Annotated in this window: 14 protein-coding genes and 1 pseudogene; 6 read left to right on the top strand and 9 right to left on the bottom strand. The window is 72.8% G+C overall.

Features of this window, described 5'->3' with window-relative positions:
- Positions 1 to 6: 6 nt before the first annotated feature.
- Positions 7 to 627, bottom strand: coding sequence for a MerR family transcriptional regulator (locus ACYUED_RS41350; RefSeq protein ID WP_491289532.1), 621 nt, complete (start codon positions 625 to 627; stop codon positions 7 to 9).
- Positions 628 to 729: 102 nt separating this feature from the next.
- Here ACYUED_RS41350 and ACYUED_RS41345 point away from each other — a divergent pair, with 102 nt between their 5' ends.
- The 3 genes from ACYUED_RS41345 to ACYUED_RS41335 are packed head-to-tail and all read left to right on the top strand — an operon-like array spanning position 730 to position 3,222.
- The gene (locus ACYUED_RS41345) at positions 730 to 1,131 is read left to right on the top strand and encodes a DUF3291 domain-containing protein (RefSeq protein ID WP_491289531.1); all 402 of its coding nucleotides are present in this window, start codon (positions 730 to 732) and stop codon (positions 1,129 to 1,131) included.
- Positions 1,132 to 1,163: 32 nt separating this feature from the next.
- Positions 1,164 to 2,609: an MFS transporter gene (locus tag ACYUED_RS41340; RefSeq protein ID WP_491289530.1), complete on the top strand. Its 1,446-nt coding sequence runs from the start codon at positions 1,164 to 1,166 to the stop codon at positions 2,607 to 2,609.
- A 10-nt stretch (positions 2,610 to 2,619) separates the two neighbouring features.
- Complete coding sequence (locus ACYUED_RS41335; RefSeq protein WP_491289529.1) at positions 2,620 to 3,222, top strand: TetR/AcrR family transcriptional regulator; 603 nt, start codon at positions 2,620 to 2,622, stop codon at positions 3,220 to 3,222.
- Here ACYUED_RS41335 and ACYUED_RS41330 read toward each other — a convergent pair.
- Both ACYUED_RS41330 and ACYUED_RS41325 read right to left on the bottom strand, forming a co-directional pair.
- Positions 3,161 to 4,264 carry a DNA glycosylase AlkZ-like family protein gene (locus tag ACYUED_RS41330; RefSeq protein ID WP_491289528.1) on the bottom strand — a complete coding sequence of 368 codons (1,104 nt, stop codon included), beginning with the start codon at positions 4,262 to 4,264 and terminating at the stop codon, positions 3,161 to 3,163. The two genes, ACYUED_RS41335 and ACYUED_RS41330, sit on opposite strands and share 62 nt — an antisense overlap.
- A gap of 66 nt (positions 4,265 to 4,330) precedes the next feature.
- Positions 4,331 to 4,672 carry a DUF5713 family protein gene (locus tag ACYUED_RS41325; protein WP_491289527.1) on the bottom strand — a complete coding sequence of 114 codons (342 nt, stop codon included), beginning with the start codon at positions 4,670 to 4,672 and terminating at the stop codon, positions 4,331 to 4,333.
- An 86-nt stretch (positions 4,673 to 4,758) separates the two neighbouring features.
- Here ACYUED_RS41325 and ACYUED_RS41320 point away from each other — a divergent pair, with 86 nt between their 5' ends.
- Complete coding sequence (locus tag ACYUED_RS41320; RefSeq protein WP_491289526.1) at positions 4,759 to 5,556, top strand: N-formylglutamate amidohydrolase; 798 nt, start codon at positions 4,759 to 4,761, stop codon at positions 5,554 to 5,556.
- A 167-nt stretch (positions 5,557 to 5,723) separates the two neighbouring features.
- Positions 5,724 to 6,152: pseudogene (locus ACYUED_RS41315) on the top strand (cytochrome P450); the annotation flags it as partial.
- A 15-nt stretch (positions 6,153 to 6,167) separates the two neighbouring features.
- On the opposite strand, the gene ACYUED_RS41310 reads toward ACYUED_RS41315, so the two are convergent.
- From ACYUED_RS41310 to ACYUED_RS41300, 3 genes are read right to left on the bottom strand one after another with little or no spacing between them, the layout of a single operon-like run.
- The gene (locus ACYUED_RS41310) at positions 6,168 to 6,641 is read right to left on the bottom strand and encodes a hypothetical protein (protein ID WP_491289525.1); all 474 of its coding nucleotides are present in this window, start codon (positions 6,639 to 6,641) and stop codon (positions 6,168 to 6,170) included.
- Positions 6,642 to 6,658: 17 nt separating this feature from the next.
- Entirely contained in the window at positions 6,659 to 7,234 is a 576-nt protein-coding gene (locus ACYUED_RS41305) for an RNA polymerase sigma factor (RefSeq protein WP_491289524.1), read from the bottom strand.
- Between the two features lie 59 nt (positions 7,235 to 7,293).
- Positions 7,294 to 8,730, bottom strand: a complete 1,437-nt coding sequence (locus ACYUED_RS41300) for a S8/S53 family peptidase (protein WP_491289523.1) — start codon at positions 8,728 to 8,730, stop codon at positions 7,294 to 7,296.
- A gap of 148 nt (positions 8,731 to 8,878) precedes the next feature.
- Here ACYUED_RS41300 and ACYUED_RS41295 point away from each other — a divergent pair, with 148 nt between their 5' ends.
- Positions 8,879 to 11,443 carry a CHAT domain-containing protein gene (locus tag ACYUED_RS41295; protein WP_491294673.1) on the top strand — a complete coding sequence of 855 codons (2,565 nt, stop codon included), beginning with the start codon at positions 8,879 to 8,881 and terminating at the stop codon, positions 11,441 to 11,443.
- Between the two features lie 94 nt (positions 11,444 to 11,537).
- Here the strand turns inward: ACYUED_RS41295 and ACYUED_RS41290 are convergent, their stop codons facing one another.
- The 3 genes from ACYUED_RS41290 to ACYUED_RS41280 form a co-directional block, all read right to left on the bottom strand.
- Complete coding sequence (locus ACYUED_RS41290; RefSeq protein WP_491289522.1) at positions 11,538 to 13,811, bottom strand: helix-turn-helix transcriptional regulator; 2,274 nt, start codon at positions 13,809 to 13,811, stop codon at positions 11,538 to 11,540.
- Between the two features lie 778 nt (positions 13,812 to 14,589).
- Positions 14,590 to 15,453 carry a glutathione S-transferase C-terminal domain-containing protein gene (locus ACYUED_RS41285; RefSeq protein WP_491289521.1) on the bottom strand — a complete coding sequence of 288 codons (864 nt, stop codon included), beginning with the start codon at positions 15,451 to 15,453 and terminating at the stop codon, positions 14,590 to 14,592.
- A gap of 56 nt (positions 15,454 to 15,509) precedes the next feature.
- Positions 15,510 to 15,620, bottom strand: a complete 111-nt coding sequence (locus tag ACYUED_RS41280; protein WP_491289520.1) for a putative leader peptide — start codon at positions 15,618 to 15,620, stop codon at positions 15,510 to 15,512.
- Positions 15,621 to 15,738: the final 118 nt, after the last annotated feature.

Raw genomic sequence — 15,738 nt, 5'->3', positions numbered from 1 at the left:
GGCGGTTCAGTGCTCGCCGTGCCGTCGCGCCGACTCGTTCTCCTGGGCCATGCGCCGCAGTGCCAGCAGCGCGGGCTCCAGCAGGACGGTCAGCAGCAGCGCCCGTTCCGCCAGCTCCAACGGGTCCTCCATGCCGTCGAGCTGGTCGAGGTCGAGAGTCGCAGTCTGTTCGGCCAGGCGGGCGTAGGGCAGCAGGGTGCGCAGGTCCAGTGGGGCGCCGAGAGTGCGCAGCGAGGTCAGGGTCTCGGCGAGGTCGGCTCTGGCCGGTGCCGCCTGGTGCACGTTCCAGTTCAACTCCTTGACCAGTTCGTCGACTTCCACCGTTTCCGGCGAGCCCGCCGCGGGCTCCTCGGCCAGCCGGATCGCGCCGAGGGCGAGGCCCAGGACGCGGTGGGTGTCGTCGGTGTGTTCGGCCAGGGCGTTCAGCACGTCCCGGGCGGTGCTCACGGGCAGGCCCCGCACGCCGACGAGGGCGCGGATCAGGCGCAGCCGGCGCAGGTGCTGATCGTCGTACTCGGCCTGGGTCGCGGCGGTCTGCCGTCCGGGCGGGAGCAGTCCCTCGCGGATGTAGTACTTGATCGTCGTGACCGAGGCGCCGCTGCGACGGCTCAGTTCGGACATGCGCATCGGAATCGACTCCGCTCTGGAAATTGGATACCTTCACTGTCTAGTCTGGATAGTAGAGGTATCCAATTCTATCCCTCCGAGCAGCCGGAGAAGGCCGCAGCCATGCCCACTCTGCCCTGGACCACCGTCTCCACCCCAACACCGGACGCCCAGCCGTTCGTCATGGCGTCCCGCCTGGAGGTGCGCTCCCTCAAGGACGTGCCGCGTTTCTTCCTCAAGTCCCTGGCCGCGTGGAGGCAGGTCTCCAAAGCGCCCGGCGCGTACGGCGCCTCGCTGATCGCGGAGCCGTTCAAGCGCACCTTCTGGACCCTGTCGGCCTGGCAGGACAAGGAGGCGCTGTACACGTACGCGAAGACCGAGCCGCACCGCTCGATCATGACCGGGCTGCGCCCCACGATGAAGGACTCGGTCTTCACTTTCTGGCAGGTCAAGGCGGCCGACCTGCCCATCGACTGGACGGACGCCCGGCGCCGGCTCGCCGAGCAGCAGAGCACCGACGCCTGATCCCCCCACCGGCTCCCAGGAGAGATCCCACCATGACCCTGTCCGAACAGAACCCGGCCGTCGCCGACCCGGTCGACACACCGGCGGCCCCCGCCGCCCGCCGCATCCCGCTCTGGCTGGCGATCGTGGCGTGCAGCGTGCCCATGTTCATGGTCGCGCTCGACAACCTCGTCGTGTCGACCGCCCTGCACACCCTCGCCGTCGACCTCAAGGCGTCCACCCAGCAACTGCAGTGGTTCGTCAACGCCTACGTCCTCAGCTTCGCCTGTCTGCTGATGACCGGCGCGGCCCTCGGTGACCGGTTCGGCCGCCGCCGCGTCTTCGTGCTCGGCATCGCCGTGTTCACGCTGGCCTCCATCGGCTGCGGCCTGGCCGACACCAGCACGCAGCTGATCACGTTCCGCACGATCCAGGGCTTCGGCGCGGCGGCCGTCATGCCGCTGTCGCTGACCCTGCTCTCCCACGCGGTGCCGGAGCGGCTGCGCGGCATGGCGCTCGGCGTGTGGTCCGGGGTCAGCGGGCTCGCCGTGGCGATGGGCCCGGTGGTGGGCGGCGCGGTGGTCGACGGCCTGGACTGGCGGTGGATCTTCTGGATCAACGTGCCGGTCTGCGTGATCGCCGTCCCGCTGGTCCTCTTCGCCCTGCGCGAGAGCTCCCTGCCCGCCGTGCGCCTGGACCTGGCGGGCATGCTGCTGGCCGCGGCCGGCCTGTGCGCCGTGGTGTGGGCCATCGTGCACGGCGAGACCGACGGCTGGACCTCGGCGAAGGTACTCGGGGCGTTCGCGGCCGGTGCCGTACTGCTGGCCGCCTTCGTCGTGTGGGAGGCCCGCACCCCGCAGCCGATGCTGCCGCTCTCCTTCTACAAGGTCCGCGCCTTCACCCTCACCAACATCGTCTCTGCGACCATGTACTTCGGCGTCTTCGGCTCCCTGTTCCTGCTCGCCCAGTACCTCCAGATCGTGCCCTCGCGCACCCCGCTGGAGGCGGGTGTCCGCACCCTCGCCTGGACCCTGATGCCGATGTTCGTCGCCCCGGTCGCCGGGCTGCTGACGGACAGGGTCGGCGGCGGCCGGCTCATGGCGCTGGGGCTGTTCCTTCAGGGTGTGGGCCTCGGCTGGATCAACCTGGTCGCCGACACCGACACCGCGTACTCGTCCCTCGTCGGCCCCATGATCGTCGCCGGTATCGGCATGGGCTTCGTGTTCGCGCCGACGGCGGCCGTCGTGCTCGGCTCGGTCGCCAAGGAACACGCGGGCAAGGCGTCCGGCGCCAACACGACGGTGCGGGAGATCGGCGGCGCGCTCGGCATCGCCGTACTGAGTTCGGTGTTCGTGACGTACGGCAGCACGCAGAGCCCGCAGCAGTTCATCGACGGGCTGCACCACGCGGTGTGGGTCGGCGTGGCGGTGGTGTTCGGCGGCGCGCTGTGCGCCCTCGGCATCCCGCGCCGGCCCCGCCCGGCGGACATGGAGGGGTGAACCCGTCCGCATGGTGAGGATGAGCGCGGCGGAACGACGGGAGGCCGTGGTGCGGGCGGCTCTGGCCGAGTTCGCGCGGCAGGGCTATCACGCCACCTCGACCGGTGCGATCGCCCAGCGCGTGGGCGTCTCGCAGCCGTATCTGTTCCGGCTGTTCCCCGACAAGAAGGCGATCTTCGTCGCCGCCGCGCTCAGGTCCCTGGAGGACACCCGCCTGGTCATGGAGGAAGCGGCCCGGGGCCTGGAAGGCGCCGAGGCGCGCCGAGCCATGGCGCAGGCCTGCACCCGGCTGATCACGGAGCGGCCCGACCGGCTGGCGATGCAACTCCAGTCCTACGTCGCGGTGGCCGCCGCAGAGGCGGAGGGAGACCACACGCTCGGCGAGGCGATCCGGGCCGGCTGGACCGGGCTGTGGGAGACGGTGCACACGCCACTGGGTGCCGACACCGCCGAGACCTCGGCCTTCATGGCCTGCGGGATGCTGCTGGGCGCACTGACGACGATGGGGTTTCCGCCCGGGCACCGGGTGTGGGAGTGGGCCTGCTCGGCCCTCAATCCGGCAGGAGAAGCTCCAGCTCCAGCCAGCGGGCCAGGTCCGCTGTCTCCTGGCTGATCTCGGCCCGCATGGCCTCGGTGAACGGCACGTCCTCGTGGACGGCGTTGACGCGCAGCACCCCGGCCTTGCGGTCGGCAGCGGCGTCGAGCTTGCCGACCAGCCGGTCGCCGTACAGGATCGGCAGCGCGAAGTAGCCCCAGCGGCGCTTGGCGGCCGGCTTGTACATCTCCAGCTGGTACTCGTACTCGAACAGCTCGGTCGTGCGCCTGCGGTCGTGGACGAGACGGTCGAAGGGTGACAGCAGTGCTGCCCGCCCCTCGAAGGGCAGGCCCAACTGGGCAGGATCCACGCGCCACTTGCCCCGGACGCCCGCGACGACAGCGGCCTCACCCGCCTCGCCCACGTCCGCCGGCTCGACCTGGCACTCGGGTCCGCGGGCGCGCGCGATACCGAGGGCGCTCAGCCGCCGCTCGTCGCGGATGCGCAGCGCCTCCTCGACCGGGATCGAGGGGATGCCGGGATAGACGCGGTCGGCCAGGTCCCACAGCCGGTCCCCGTCGGAGCGGCCCGCGACGGCCACTTCGCCCCGCTGCACCATGAGTTCGAGGAGCTTGGTGACATTGCGGTTGTTCGTCCAGCCGCTCGACTTCCACGGCTCGGCACAGGTGTCCGGCAGGGTCCGGGAGGGCAACGGCCCCTCGGCGCCGAGCCGTTCGAGGATGTCGCGTCGGCACGCGTCGTTGGCCTCCACCCATGTGCGGTGGTACTCGCGCCAGGACGAGGGCGTCCCCCGCTCGGGCCACTCGGCCATCTCGGCGCGGTAGAGCGCGAGGTCCTCGGCCGGCCGGATCATCGCCTGCAGCTCCATCAGCGACCGCTTCTGGCGGGCGGCACCCAGCTCGGCCGGTGCGTACGACGATCCGAGCCGGCTCCACGCGACGAGGTCCGCGTTCGGGGCGATGGCGGCGATCGGGTCGATCTGCAGCAGGGTCAGCCCGCGCACCAGCTCCAGCAGCCCGCCCGGCCGTGAGCCGTCCAGGAGTTGGGCGCGTACGGCGATGCGGCGGGCGTCGGTGCGCGAAAGCTCGTGGACGGTCATGCGAACGAGGCTAGGCGACGGGTCCGACAAAGAGCCGTGCTCTGCCCGGTCCCGGGAGGCGATCGGCTACCAGTCCCGGGTGGCGATCAGCTCCTCCACGTCGGCGCCCTCGAAGCCGTAGGCCCGCGCGACGAACCAGAAGTCCTCGGCTATCTCCTCCCGCGCCACCGTCTCGATGTCGCTGTCGGCCTCCCAGAAGGCGTCCTGCAGGGTGTTGAACTCCTCGGTGGCGGCCCGGGTCAGGACGTACAGCGCCTCCAGGTCGGCCGGCCCCTCGGCCTCGATGCGCTCACACAGCGCGAGCAGGACCGCCCTGCCGCGGTCCACGAGGTGGTCCGGGTAGTAGCCGTCCCGGTACAGGGCCTTCAGAAACGGGTGTGTGAGCACCTGCTGGTTGCTGACGGGCACGCTGGTCCCCCGCCCTCCTGGACGTCCGATGTGACACCTTGATCGTGCACCACGCCTCCGACAACGCCCGCCCGGGAGCCCGCCGCATGACCCCTGACCCCCCGCCCTTCCAGCTCCTGCCCGGCGCCGCCCACTCCCCCGTGATCCTGCACGTGCCGCACTCGGCGCGTCGGATACCGGCCGAGGTGCGGGCCGGCATCGTGCTCGACGAGGCGGCGCTGGAGCGGGAGTTGGACCACATCACCGACGGGCACACGGCCGAGCTGGCGGATGCCGCGGCGCAGCGGTGCGCCGTCGCGCCGTGGCGGTTCGTGAACCGGCTCTCGCGGCTGGTCGTCGACCCGGAGCGCTTCCCGGACGAGCGGGAGGAGATGAGCTCCGTCGGGATGGGCGCGGTCTACACCCGCACCACCCACCGGGACGTGCTGCGGCCCGCGGACACCGACGCCGAGCCGCTGATCGACCGCTACTTCCGGCCGTACGCGCGGGCCATGACCGAGGCGGTGGCCGACCGGCTGGCCGCCACGGGCCGGGCTGTGATCATCGACGTCCACTCCTACCCGAGCGCCCCCCTGCCCTACGAGCTGCACGGCGCGGGCCCCCGTCCGCCGGTCTGCGTCGGCACGGACTCCTTCCACACGCCGTCCGAGTTGTCGGCAGCGGCGCGGGAGGCGTTCGCGGTGTGCGGGGAGACGGGGCTCGACAGCCCTTTCAGCGGAACGTACGTCCCTTTGGAGTTCTACGGGAAGGATCCGCGCGTCGGTGCGCTGATGGTGGAGATCCGCCGGGACACGTACATGATCGAGCCGGGCGGCCCGGCCGGCCCCGGACTGACCCGGCTGGCCTCGGCGCTCGCCGCTCTCGTCGACGCCGTGACGGGCTGACCTCCGCCTGGCGCACTCCCGCGCGACAGCTGCCCGACCGGGGTCGAGGGTGGAGGGCATGACCGAGGAGACCACCACGCTGACCGGGAAGACCCCGCCCCCGGTACGGGACTGGCGCCCGCGCTCGGCCTGACCGGGACGGAGTTCGACCCGGTGCTCGCGGAGTTGAGTTGACGGAGCGCGCGCGGGAGCCGCGGTCGCGCGGACCCGTACTCGACGAGCTGCTGCGCCACATCTCGCACCGCACCTCGGTCGGCCTGGCCCGTGTCGCCCTGGAGGACGTCGAGTTGCACGGCCACCGCATCAGCGCCGGTGACCCCGTCCACGTCTCCTACCTGGCCGCCAACCGCGACCCGGACGTCTTCCCCGACCCGGACCGGATCGACCCCGACCGTGACCCCAACCCGCACCTCGCCTTCGGCAACGGCCCGCACTTCTGCACCGGCGCCCTGCTCGCCCGGCTGCAGACCGAGCTGCTCGTCGACACGCTGCTGGAGCGGCTGCCGGGCCTGCGTCTCGCGGTCCCCGCCGACCAGGTCGTCTGGCGCCGCAGCACCATGATCCGCGGACCGCGAACCCTGCCCGTCACCTGGTGACGACGAGGTCCGCGGTCAGGCCGTCAGCCAGTCCGTGACGAGCACTCCCTCGCCGGTCCGCAGCCGCAGGGCGAAGGGACCGGCGGGGGGTTCGTCGTAGGTGAAGCGCCCCATGGTGTCGGTCTCCAGCGGCGAACCTGCCTGTGGGCCGCTGAGCACCTCGACGGCGGCGGTCTGCGGCGGCAGCACCTGTCCCATCAGGCCCTGCGCGGTCAGTTCGACGTCGACGGTCACCCCGCCCGCGTGGAACGTGAGCATCCGTGGTACGTCCGTCGCGCCGCGCACGGGGATGGCGTCGACCACCGAGTCGAAGGTCAGCTCGGCGATACGGGCGTCGAGGTCGTGCAGTGCGAAGGCCTCGACGGCGAGGCGGCGCAGTTCGGGCGGCACCGGGTCCAGGATGGCCGCGGCCCGGCGGAGTTCCTCCTCCAGCAGGTCGAAGCCCAGGTCCTCGCCGTCGAAGTCGTCCTCGCCGCTCATGTCACTCATGTCGTCGTCCATGTCCCTCACACCGCCCCCCGTGCTTCCAGTCGTGCCCGCAGGCGCCGCAGACAGCGCTGGCGGAGCGGCCCGATGCTGCCCACGGCGATGCCCAGCGCCGAGGACACCTCCTGGTAGCTGGGCGGCGGCGAGGACATCAGGACCCGCAGCAACTGCCTGCAACGCTCGCCCAGTTCCTCGAACTCCTGCCACAGGTGCCGGATCCGCTCGGTCTCGGCCGCCGCGTCCTCCAGATCGAGGAACGACTGCTCGGGCGTGCGGTCCTCACTGACCCGGTCGAGCAGCTGCGGATCGTCCGTCGGGGTCAGCCGCCTTAAGCTCTTGAGCACCTTCAGGCATTCGTGGCGCGCGGTACTCGCCAGCCACGCCCCCGCCTTCTCCGGTTCGCGGATCCGCCCCAGATGCTGGGCGAAGCGGAACCACACCGTCTGGTACACCTCGTGCGCGTCGGCGTCGGAGAGCCGGTGCGAGCGCACCACCGACCACACCAGTGGACTCAGCCCTTCCACGAGCGCCTTCCAGGCCGCCGCGTCACCGTCGACGGCGGTCCGGACCAACGCGCCGACATCTGCTCGGTCCACGGCCCCACCCCTCGTGTACGGCAAGTCATCGTACGCCGTGGAGGGTGCCGTTCCGGACCTCATGCTCCGGGGGAGAGCTGTACGACCGGACCCGGGCGCCAGCCGGCCGGGCGCAGCGCCGGTACATGCGCCCCGCGTACTTCCGCGAACCCGTTGTTCGCCGCGAGCAGTTGCGCTCGGGCGGCGCGGGCGTCGCTCATCTTGTTGGCGGTCATGTAGGCGGCGACCATGCCTGCGGCCACCGGAGCGGAGAACGAGGTGCCGCTCCAGTGCGCGTAGCCCTCGAACATCACCTGGTCCGCCTTGGCGGACGAAGGGGTGCCCGCCTCGCTCAACGCACCCGTGTGGCGCGGGTACTGGCAGGTGCACGCGTACGTGAAGCCGAACCGGCACGCTTCGTACGTGGAGTGCTGGTAGAGGTACGGCACGGGCGCGTCGAAGCCGGTCAGCGCGCTGGTGAGGCGCTCGCCGGGGGCGTACGCGTTCACCCAGGAGCCGTGGTTGCTGAAGCAGGCACCGTACTCGCCGTCGCCGCGCAGCGCGCCGACCGACAGCACGACGTCGGCGTAGTCGGGCAGGGAGGCGTAGGCGGCGGGCCAGAACGGGGTGGCGCTCGCGTTGTTGCCGGCCGCCGAGACCAGCAGGGTGCGCTGCCCGCGGAGTGCCTGCATGAAGCTCTCCACGCCGAGCAGGCCGTCGGTGCGGCCGTTGGAGGTGCCGGCGGACAGGCTGATGATGTCCGGCCAGCCGTGCTCGTCGACCGCTTCGAAGAGCCGCCGGCCGAAGTCGGACTCCAGGATGGCGCCGGCGTCGTTGAGAGTGTTGCGCACGGTGACGTTCGTGTTGGGGGCGACGGCCGCGAGCAGGCCGGCGATGAACGTGCCGTGGCCGACGTACTGCAGCAGGTTGCCCTGCTCGTCGGTCTCGACGCCGTGCAGGTCGCCCTGGACGTGGGCGAGCAGCGGGACCATCCCGTAGTCGTGCGTGAGGCCGTTGTCGATGACCAGGACGCCGACGGCGGTGTCCGCGTCGTGGCCGGCCTCGGCCGCGACCGGGTTGGTGCCCTGGGTGAGCGGGGCCGGCACGGGCTCGTCGCCCGGACAGGAGTTGACCGCGATCGACACCACGTGGTTGCGGCTGACCAGCCGGCGCTCGGCGCGCCCCTCCTGCGCGCGCAGGGCCCGCAGGGCGTGCGCGACGGCCCGGTCGCCGCGCCGGTCTCCGTGGCCCGGGTCGCCGACCTGGATACGCGTGATGCCCGACCGGTTGGTCTCCGGGCTCACCCGCTGCACACGGTCGGCGGTCAGTCCGGTCGCCTCGGTGAAGTGCGTGCGCACGGTGTCCTCGACGAGGCGCGCCTCCTCACCGTCACGGGCGAGCACCACACCCTTCTCGTAGATGAACTCCGCCGCGTCGTCGGGCCCCATGGCCAGGGACACGTCGGGCATCGAACGCTGGATCTGGTCGAACTGCTCGTGGAATCGCTGAGGTGCCATGGCGTGTCCTCCCGTTGAGGCGACAGTCGTCAATCAGAGTCTCGGGGCAGTCGATTGATACAGCACCAAACCGGTGTGGGGCGCGACCGGGGCCACTACCATCCGTGGAGTGACAGCGGGAAGCGACTCGGTTCTCGAACTGCTGCCGATGGTGTTCGCCGACCCGGGCGAGGCTGTGGCGCGGGCGCAGGGCGTTCTCGACGCCGATCCCTCACCGTGGCGCGCCTCCGTCGCCCACCAGGTGATCGGTATCTGGCAGCGGGACTGGGGCGACATGAAGGTCGCGCTGCACCATCTGCGCCGGGCCCGTGACCTGGCCGCGCGAGCGCAGTCGCCGGACCGGGAGGCGGACGCCCTGGCCGCCCTCGGCGTGGCACTCGTGCACGCGGGCCGCACACGGCAGGGCCTGGCGGCGCTGGAGCGGGGTGTCGCGGTGAGCAGCGGCCACACCCGCGCGCGTGTGCTGTTCCGGCGGGCCTACGCGTCCTGGGTGCTGGGCCGTCACCCCGAGGCGCTGGAGGACGTACGCCGGGCGATTCCGGTGCTGCGGCAGGCGGACGACGTCATCTGGACCGCGCGGGCGCTGACCCTGCGGGCCACCGTGCATCTGGCGCTCGGCGCGGTGGACCGGGCGGAGGCCGACTTCACCGCCGCCCATGCGCAGTGGGACACCACCGGCCAGGAACACGACAAGGCGGACGTGGTGGAGAGCCGGGGCCTTGCCGCCTTCCGGTCGGGTGACATTCCCGTCGCGCTGCGCCTGCTCGACGAGGCCGAGGAGCGGTACGCCAAGCTCGGCACGCCGTCCTTCATGCTCTACATCCGGCGCTGCGAGGTCTTGATGGCCGCCGGGCTCGCCCCGGAGGCCCTCGCCGAGGCGGACACCGCCATCGGGGCGCTCGACGAGATCGGCGGCCAGTCCACGCGTAAGGCCGAGCTGCTGCTGGTGGCGGCACGCGCGGCCCGTCTGGCGGGCGACGCGCACACGGCGATCGCGCGAGCGGCGCTGGCGGTGCGCCTGTTCGCCGGGCAACGGCGCACATGGTGGGAGACGCACGCCCGACTGGTGCTGATCGAGGCGCAGGTGGCCGCCGGGCGCGGCTCGGGACGCCTGGTCTCGGACGCGGCAGCGGTCGCCGAACGGCTCGCCTCGTTCGGCGCGCCGGCCGCCCCGGAGGCGTCGCTGCTGGCGGGCCGGATCGCGTTGGGTCTGGGCTGGACGGCGGACGCGGAGCGGCATCTGGCCGTGGCCGCGCGCAGCCGGCACAGCGGGCCGCCGCTGGCGCGCATGACGGGCTGGGCCGCGCAGGCGTTGCGGGCCCGGGCGTCCGGCTCCGGGCGGGGCGTGCTGGAGGCGTGCCGGCGCGGCCTCGACGTGCTCGACGACCACCGGATGACGCTGGGCGCCTCGGAGCTTCGGGCGCGGGCCACCGAGCAGGGCGCGGAGCTGGCCGCGCTCGCCCAGCAGGCCAGTCTCGACTCGGGCAGCCCGCGCCGGCTGCTGACCTGGAGCGAACGCTGGCGGGCCACCGTGCTGTCCGCACCGCCCACCCGCCCGCCCGCCGACCCGGCCCTGCTCGGCAACCTGACCGCCTTCCGGGAGATCGCCGCCCGCGCCGAGGAGGCCCGCTGGGACGGCCGGTCGATCCCCGCCCTGGAGCGTGAACAACGCCGGCTGGAGCGGGAGATCCGCTCCCGGACCCTGCACATGCGCGGCGACGCTCCGGGCGCCGAGCACCGCTTCGACCCCGCCGGACTCCTCGAACGGCTGGGCGGGACGCGGCTGGTGGAACTCGCCGTGCTCGACGGGCGGGTCCAGGTGCTGCTGTGCGGGCAGGGGCGGGTGCGGCGGTTCGAGACGGGGCTGCTCGCCGACGCCGAGACCGAGGCCGAGCATGTGCAGGCCGGGCTGCGACGGCTGGCCCACCCGGGGGCCGAGGGCCGGCTTCCGGTGGTCGAGGCGATGGGCCGCCGCCTGGAGGAGCTGCTGCTCGGCCCGGCCGCCGCGCACCTGGGCTCCGGCCCGGTCGTGGTCGTACCCCCGAGCCGGCTGCACCGTGTGCCGTGGGCGCTGCTGCCGTCCCTGCGGGAGCGGGTGCTCAGCGTGTCGCCTTCGGCGAGCAGCTGGCTGCGCGCCCACGAGACCGAGCCTCCGCCCGGCGGCCGGCACGTTCTGGTCCGCGGGCCGGGGCTGGCCACCGGCGGCGCGGAGGTGCCCGAACTCGCCGACCGCTACGGCAGGCCGACCCTCCTGGAACACGACGACGCGCGCGTGCCGCGCGTGCTGCACGAACTCGACGGTGCCGCGCTCGCCCACATCGCCGCGCACGGCGCCTTCCGCGCCGACAGCCCTTTGTTCTCCTCGCTGCGGATGGCCGACGGCCCACTCATCGTGCACGACTTCGAACGCCTGGACCGCAGCCCGTACCGGATCATCCTCTCCAGCTGCGACACCGCCCGCCTCGCCTCGGTCGGCGCGGACGAACTCCTCGGCCTGGTCACCGCGTTGCTGCCGCTCGGCACGGCGGGAGTGGTGGCGAGCAGCGCACCCGTCAACGACGCCGCGGTGGTGCCCCTGATGCTCGCCCTGCACAAGGGGCTGAGTTCGGGCCTGTCGCTGGCGGAGTCCCTGCGCGACGCACGCGCCGCGATGCCGGGGGATGCGCTGCACCAGGCGACGGGGTGGGCGTTCACGGCGTTCGGAGCGGCCTGAAGTGGCAGGCGCCGCAAGGGCGTTGCGGCATGAGTGGGCGGCCTGACCCCTCCCCCGAATACTGGGGGTCAGACCGCCGGTTCATGGGCGTGGCTCAGGCCGGCTGCGCGTCCGGCAGCTCCACGAGCCACGGCAGCGCACTGCGGTCGCTCGCGCCGAGCCGGGCGTAGGCGCTGTAGAGGTGGTTGCCCACGGTGCGGATGGACAGCGTGAGCTTCTCCGCGATCTGCCGGTTGCTCAGGCCCGCGGCCGCGAGTGTGACGATCTGCCGCTGGCGGGCGGTCAGTTCACCCAGGACCAGACCGGACAGGGCCGGCGTGCGGGCGCCCTGACAGCGGCGGGCGAGGGCCACCGCACGGGTGCGTGAGGTGCGTGCGGCGCGCGGGTCGCGGTGCGCGGGTACGGCCTGCGCGTGCGCCTCTGCGGCGAACAGCAGGAACCCGCGCCCCTCCAGCTCCTCGGCCGCCCGGTCCAGCGCCGGACCGTCCCCACGGGCCAGCGCGTCGGCATGCCGGGCGAACACGCCGTCGGCCGGAAGACGCTCGACGGCCTTCTCCGGGGCCCCGAGCCGTACGAGGTCGTAGAGTGCGAACGCGGCCTCCGCGCAGGCGAGTTCGACCGCGCCCCCCGTGTCGGCTCCTACCGCCCGGGCCCAACGACCACCATCGACACCCGTCGTGCCGACGACCCCACCCCCGCCCACGGCCGCCCCCGCCTCGGCCCCACCACGCCCCCGCGCGCGTGCCGTCGCGTTTCCACGGTCACTGTCGGTGACACCGATCTCCGCCGTACGGTCGCCATCGGTGACGCCGGTCCCCGCCCCGCGGACGACGCCGGCGGCACCTGCCCCCATCTCATCGTCGCCATCAGTGGCACCGGTCTCCATCTCACGGTCACCGCCGGTGGCACCGAACCCCGCCGCAGGGCCGCCGTCGGTGTCACCGATGCCCACCCCACGGCCTCCATCGATGGCGCCGAGCCCCGCCGTACGGTCGCCGCCCCCGCCGTACCTCTGCTCCATGCCGTCCGTCGCCTCGCCGATCGCCGCCAGTGCTCCGTCGACGTCTCCGCGGGACGCGACCAGCCATGCGGACGGCTCGTCGAGGCCGGGGCAGCCCGTCACGGCCTCCTGTGCCGTCGTCGAGTCACCCGACTGCGCGGCGGCCAGGGCGAGTTCGGCGCGGCAGGACGCGTCGTCCGGAGCGTCCCGCAGGCCCTCCCTCGCCCAGGCCGCCGCCTCCCGCAGCTCCCCCCGAAGCCGCGCGAACCGGGCGCGTACGGACGCGTACCGGGCCGGCACCGGTGCGCCCTCCTGCGCGAGCCACTCCCCCACGGGCGTCGGCAGCGACCGTACGTCCGCCTGCTCGATCCGTCCGGTCAGCGCCGCCGACTCGGCGGCGAGGGCCGCGGCGCACTGGTCCGGGGTGCGGGCCAGCCGCCGCGCCCGCAGTCGGCCTGCCGCGGCGCGCAGCACCGGGCCGTGCAGCGGGTGGAGGAGGCGGACCATGCCGTGGTCGTCGATGTGGATCAGGCCGCCGGCCTCAAGGTTTTCGAGGTCGTCGAGGTCTCGCAGGGCGAAGTCGTCCAGGTGCGGGGGCAGGGGCTCTCCGAAGGCGAGACGTTCCAGGGTCCTGCGCTCCTCGGGGCCGGGGCCTTCGAGGACGTCGACGGTGCGTTCGCGGACGGTCGCCGTGACCGGCACCGGGCCCCGCCACGCCCACGCGTCCGTCTCGGGCAGGCGTGTGAGCAGGCCGCGCTCGCGCACCGCGTCCACCAGATCGCGCAGGAGCCGCAGATCTCCCTGGCACAACTGGTGGAGGCGGTTGAGGGTGAGCGGCTCCAGGCTGCCGCCGACGCCGGCCGCGAGCAGCTGTTCCGTGTCCTCACGGGGCAGCGGATCCAGGAGCAGGCGCGGGAGCAGTTCCCCGGTCCACAGGCGGGAGATCGCACCGGGGTACCGGCCGCCGTCCGCGGCGACGACGACCAGCCGGGTGCGGCCGTGCACGGCCAGCTGGTGCACGAGGGCGGCCGAGGCGTCGTCCAGCAGGTGCGCGTCGTCGACCACCAGCAGCCGCACCCCGGACAGGAGCTGGACCGCCCGGTGCAGGGAGACCGCCTCGGGCAGCAGGTGGGCGAACGCGGCGAAGGGGACGTGCCGGGTCTCGGGCGTCCCGGCTGCCCGGGCGCGGTCGCTGCCCCGCACGGCCTCGGTGACCAGCCGGGTCTTGCCGCAGCCGGCCGGGCCGGTCACCACGATGCCGTGGTGGCCCGCGGTCAGGGACCGGCGGATCAGCTCCAGTTCGTCCTCACGTCCGGTGAACCGCCAGGGCAGCTCAAGCGTCTTCGCGTCGCGTTCGAAGGTCGTCACGGGAGTATGAGTGCGAGTACTCATTCCTGATACAGGGGGACTTGAGTAGACCCCGACTCAGGCGCCCGTGGCCCTGGTCGCGGCAGTCTGTGCGCATGACCGGACGCCATGGCTCCCTCACACGGCAGTCGGCGCCACGTCGTCCGAGTACGTCTGTACTCCGCGCGGGTCCGGGGGAGACAGCGGTCATGTGCTGGTGACAGCACGGATCCGCACCACGCGGTCGGCTGGACCACAGTCCGGCGCCGGGGGAGCGGTCGGGGACGGTCACCTTCGGGGGAGGGAGACCGTCCCCGGCCCATGCCGGGGCCGACGCGAATGAGCCCTCCCGCGGCCTCGGCTCGGCGCAGCTCGGCTTCCGGAGTGCGCTACACTTGATCTTGAGCCGGTCACCACAACTCCTGGTCACCGCTCATGCGTTGGTGGTCCAAGGAAAGACGCCCCGCTTCCTGCGGGGAGATGCAGGTGCAAGGCCTGCCCAGCGCTCGCATGGAAGCCTCGTCCCGAGTTGCGCGGGACGGGGCTTCTGGCGTTGTACGCCGACTCGCACGGGGGCCGGTGAACCCGGGCGCCCCTCCCCCGCACCGTCAGACTGGTCCTCGCCCGGTTCAGCGTCGATGCCACTCCCGCGCCAGTCGACGGCGCGGTCGGCGACCGAGCGGGTTCGCGTACGGCCGTACGCAGCCCGTTCGGGCGGCTCGCGGCCGTCCTGGGCGCTGCGTACATCGCGTCAGCGTCGCTGTTCCGGCCCTGTGGGCCTCGCGCTTGAAGGGAACGGCTAGTGGGCGGCGTGGGCCGCCCAGTCCAGGATCTGGACGGCCGCTCCGGCGGCCTCCAGGCCCTGACAGCGGGCGTGGTGACGGCGCTCGATGCCGTCGAGGTCGAGGTGGGCGCCGAAAGCCGGGTGGGCGGTGAGACGGCGGGCGTAGGCCCACAGCACGGGGTGATCGGCGATGCGCTGCACGGCGGAGGCATCGAGGTGGTTGCGGTGCACGGTGTCGAGCTGGACCAGCGCGACCCACAACTCGACGTCCGCGGCGGTGATGTCGTCACGGATCATGTACGTACGCCCGACGAGCCAGCGCTCCAGCGCACCGAGCGCCTCCAGTAGCTCCTCAAGTGCCGCTTCGCGTTCGCCCTGCTCGCCGCCGGCCGATCCGGCGCGCTGCGCGGCGCCCTCGATGCCCTGCCGGCACATGCGTTCGACGGCCTCGATCTCGGACTCCGCGCCGCACGGGTAGGGCGAGGGATGGTCGCTGCCGAAGCGACGGGCGAGGTCGCGCATGATGTCCGGGGCGTGGGTGCTGACGATCCGTCCGGACCAGTCGTCGCTGAGCACCGGCGCGACGGCCGGACCGGAGTAGCGGTGGGCGCTCGCCTCGTACAGCGGACGCAGGGCGCAGTGGCTGCCCTCGGGAGTGTCGGGGACGGCGGCCAGGAAGGTCGCCGGGCAGACGGTGTCCAGGCCCAGCAGGCTGTGGGTGACGGCGATACGCAGGCCGTCGGGACATGCGGCCGACAGATGGAGCCGGTAGCGACCCGGTACGGCGTAGTGGCCGCTGCGGGCGTCGCTGCCGATCCGGCCGCGGAACGCGGGCGTGGGCCGGTCGGACGAGTGGGCGGCCAGAGGCGTGACGGACATGGTTCTCCCCGGGTGAGGGCGCGGACGTACGCGCGGCGGAAGCGACGTCGGGCAACTCAGCCCTGGGGGCTGATCGCACTGCAGACTCGCTGCAGATCGATGTGACGGCGGGAGGTCAGAAGAGGCGTACGGCTCACCGGGACGATGACCGACTCCAGGCGCCTCATATTTCCCTACCTGTTCACTAGGATTCCCTGGGTGAGTGTCGGTCCGGCCCGCGACGACGTCAAGAGGGCCGTCCCACATCGCGGACAGCCTGGTGGACGGGGGTGGCCATGGGTGCCA

This window comes from Streptomyces sp. DF42, assembly GCF_058267695.1.
Note: the sequence above shows the minus strand (reverse complement) of the source record. Positions and strands in the feature narration are given on the sequence as shown.

Bases quoted from the DNA above. Each gene is read 5' to 3' on its own strand.
- ACYUED_RS41340 (WP_491289530.1), top strand. From the start codon at position 1,164: ATGACCCTGTCCGAACAGAACCCGGCCGTCGCCGACCCGGTCGACACA.
- ACYUED_RS41285 (WP_491289521.1), bottom strand. From the start codon at position 15,453: ATGTCCGTCACGCCTCTGGCCGCCCACTCGTCCGACCGGCCCACGCCC.
- ACYUED_RS41320 (WP_491289526.1), top strand. From the start codon at position 4,759: ATGACCCCTGACCCCCCGCCCTTCCAGCTCCTGCCCGGCGCCGCCCAC.
- ACYUED_RS41345 (WP_491289531.1), top strand. From the start codon at position 730: ATGCCCACTCTGCCCTGGACCACCGTCTCCACCCCAACACCGGACGCC.
- ACYUED_RS41330 (WP_491289528.1), bottom strand. From the start codon at position 4,264: ATGACCGTCCACGAGCTTTCGCGCACCGACGCCCGCCGCATCGCCGTA.
- ACYUED_RS41350 (WP_491289532.1), bottom strand. From the start codon at position 627: ATGCGCATGTCCGAACTGAGCCGTCGCAGCGGCGCCTCGGTCACGACG.
- ACYUED_RS41310 (WP_491289525.1), bottom strand. From the start codon at position 6,641: ATGAGTGACATGAGCGGCGAGGACGACTTCGACGGCGAGGACCTGGGC.
- ACYUED_RS41300 (WP_491289523.1), bottom strand. From the start codon at position 8,730: ATGGCACCTCAGCGATTCCACGAGCAGTTCGACCAGATCCAGCGTTCG.
- ACYUED_RS41280 (WP_491289520.1), bottom strand. From the start codon at position 15,620: ATGAGGCGCCTGGAGTCGGTCATCGTCCCGGTGAGCCGTACGCCTCTT.
- ACYUED_RS41295 (WP_491294673.1), top strand. From the start codon at position 8,879: ATGGTGTTCGCCGACCCGGGCGAGGCTGTGGCGCGGGCGCAGGGCGTT.
- ACYUED_RS41335 (WP_491289529.1), top strand. From the start codon at position 2,620: ATGGTGAGGATGAGCGCGGCGGAACGACGGGAGGCCGTGGTGCGGGCG.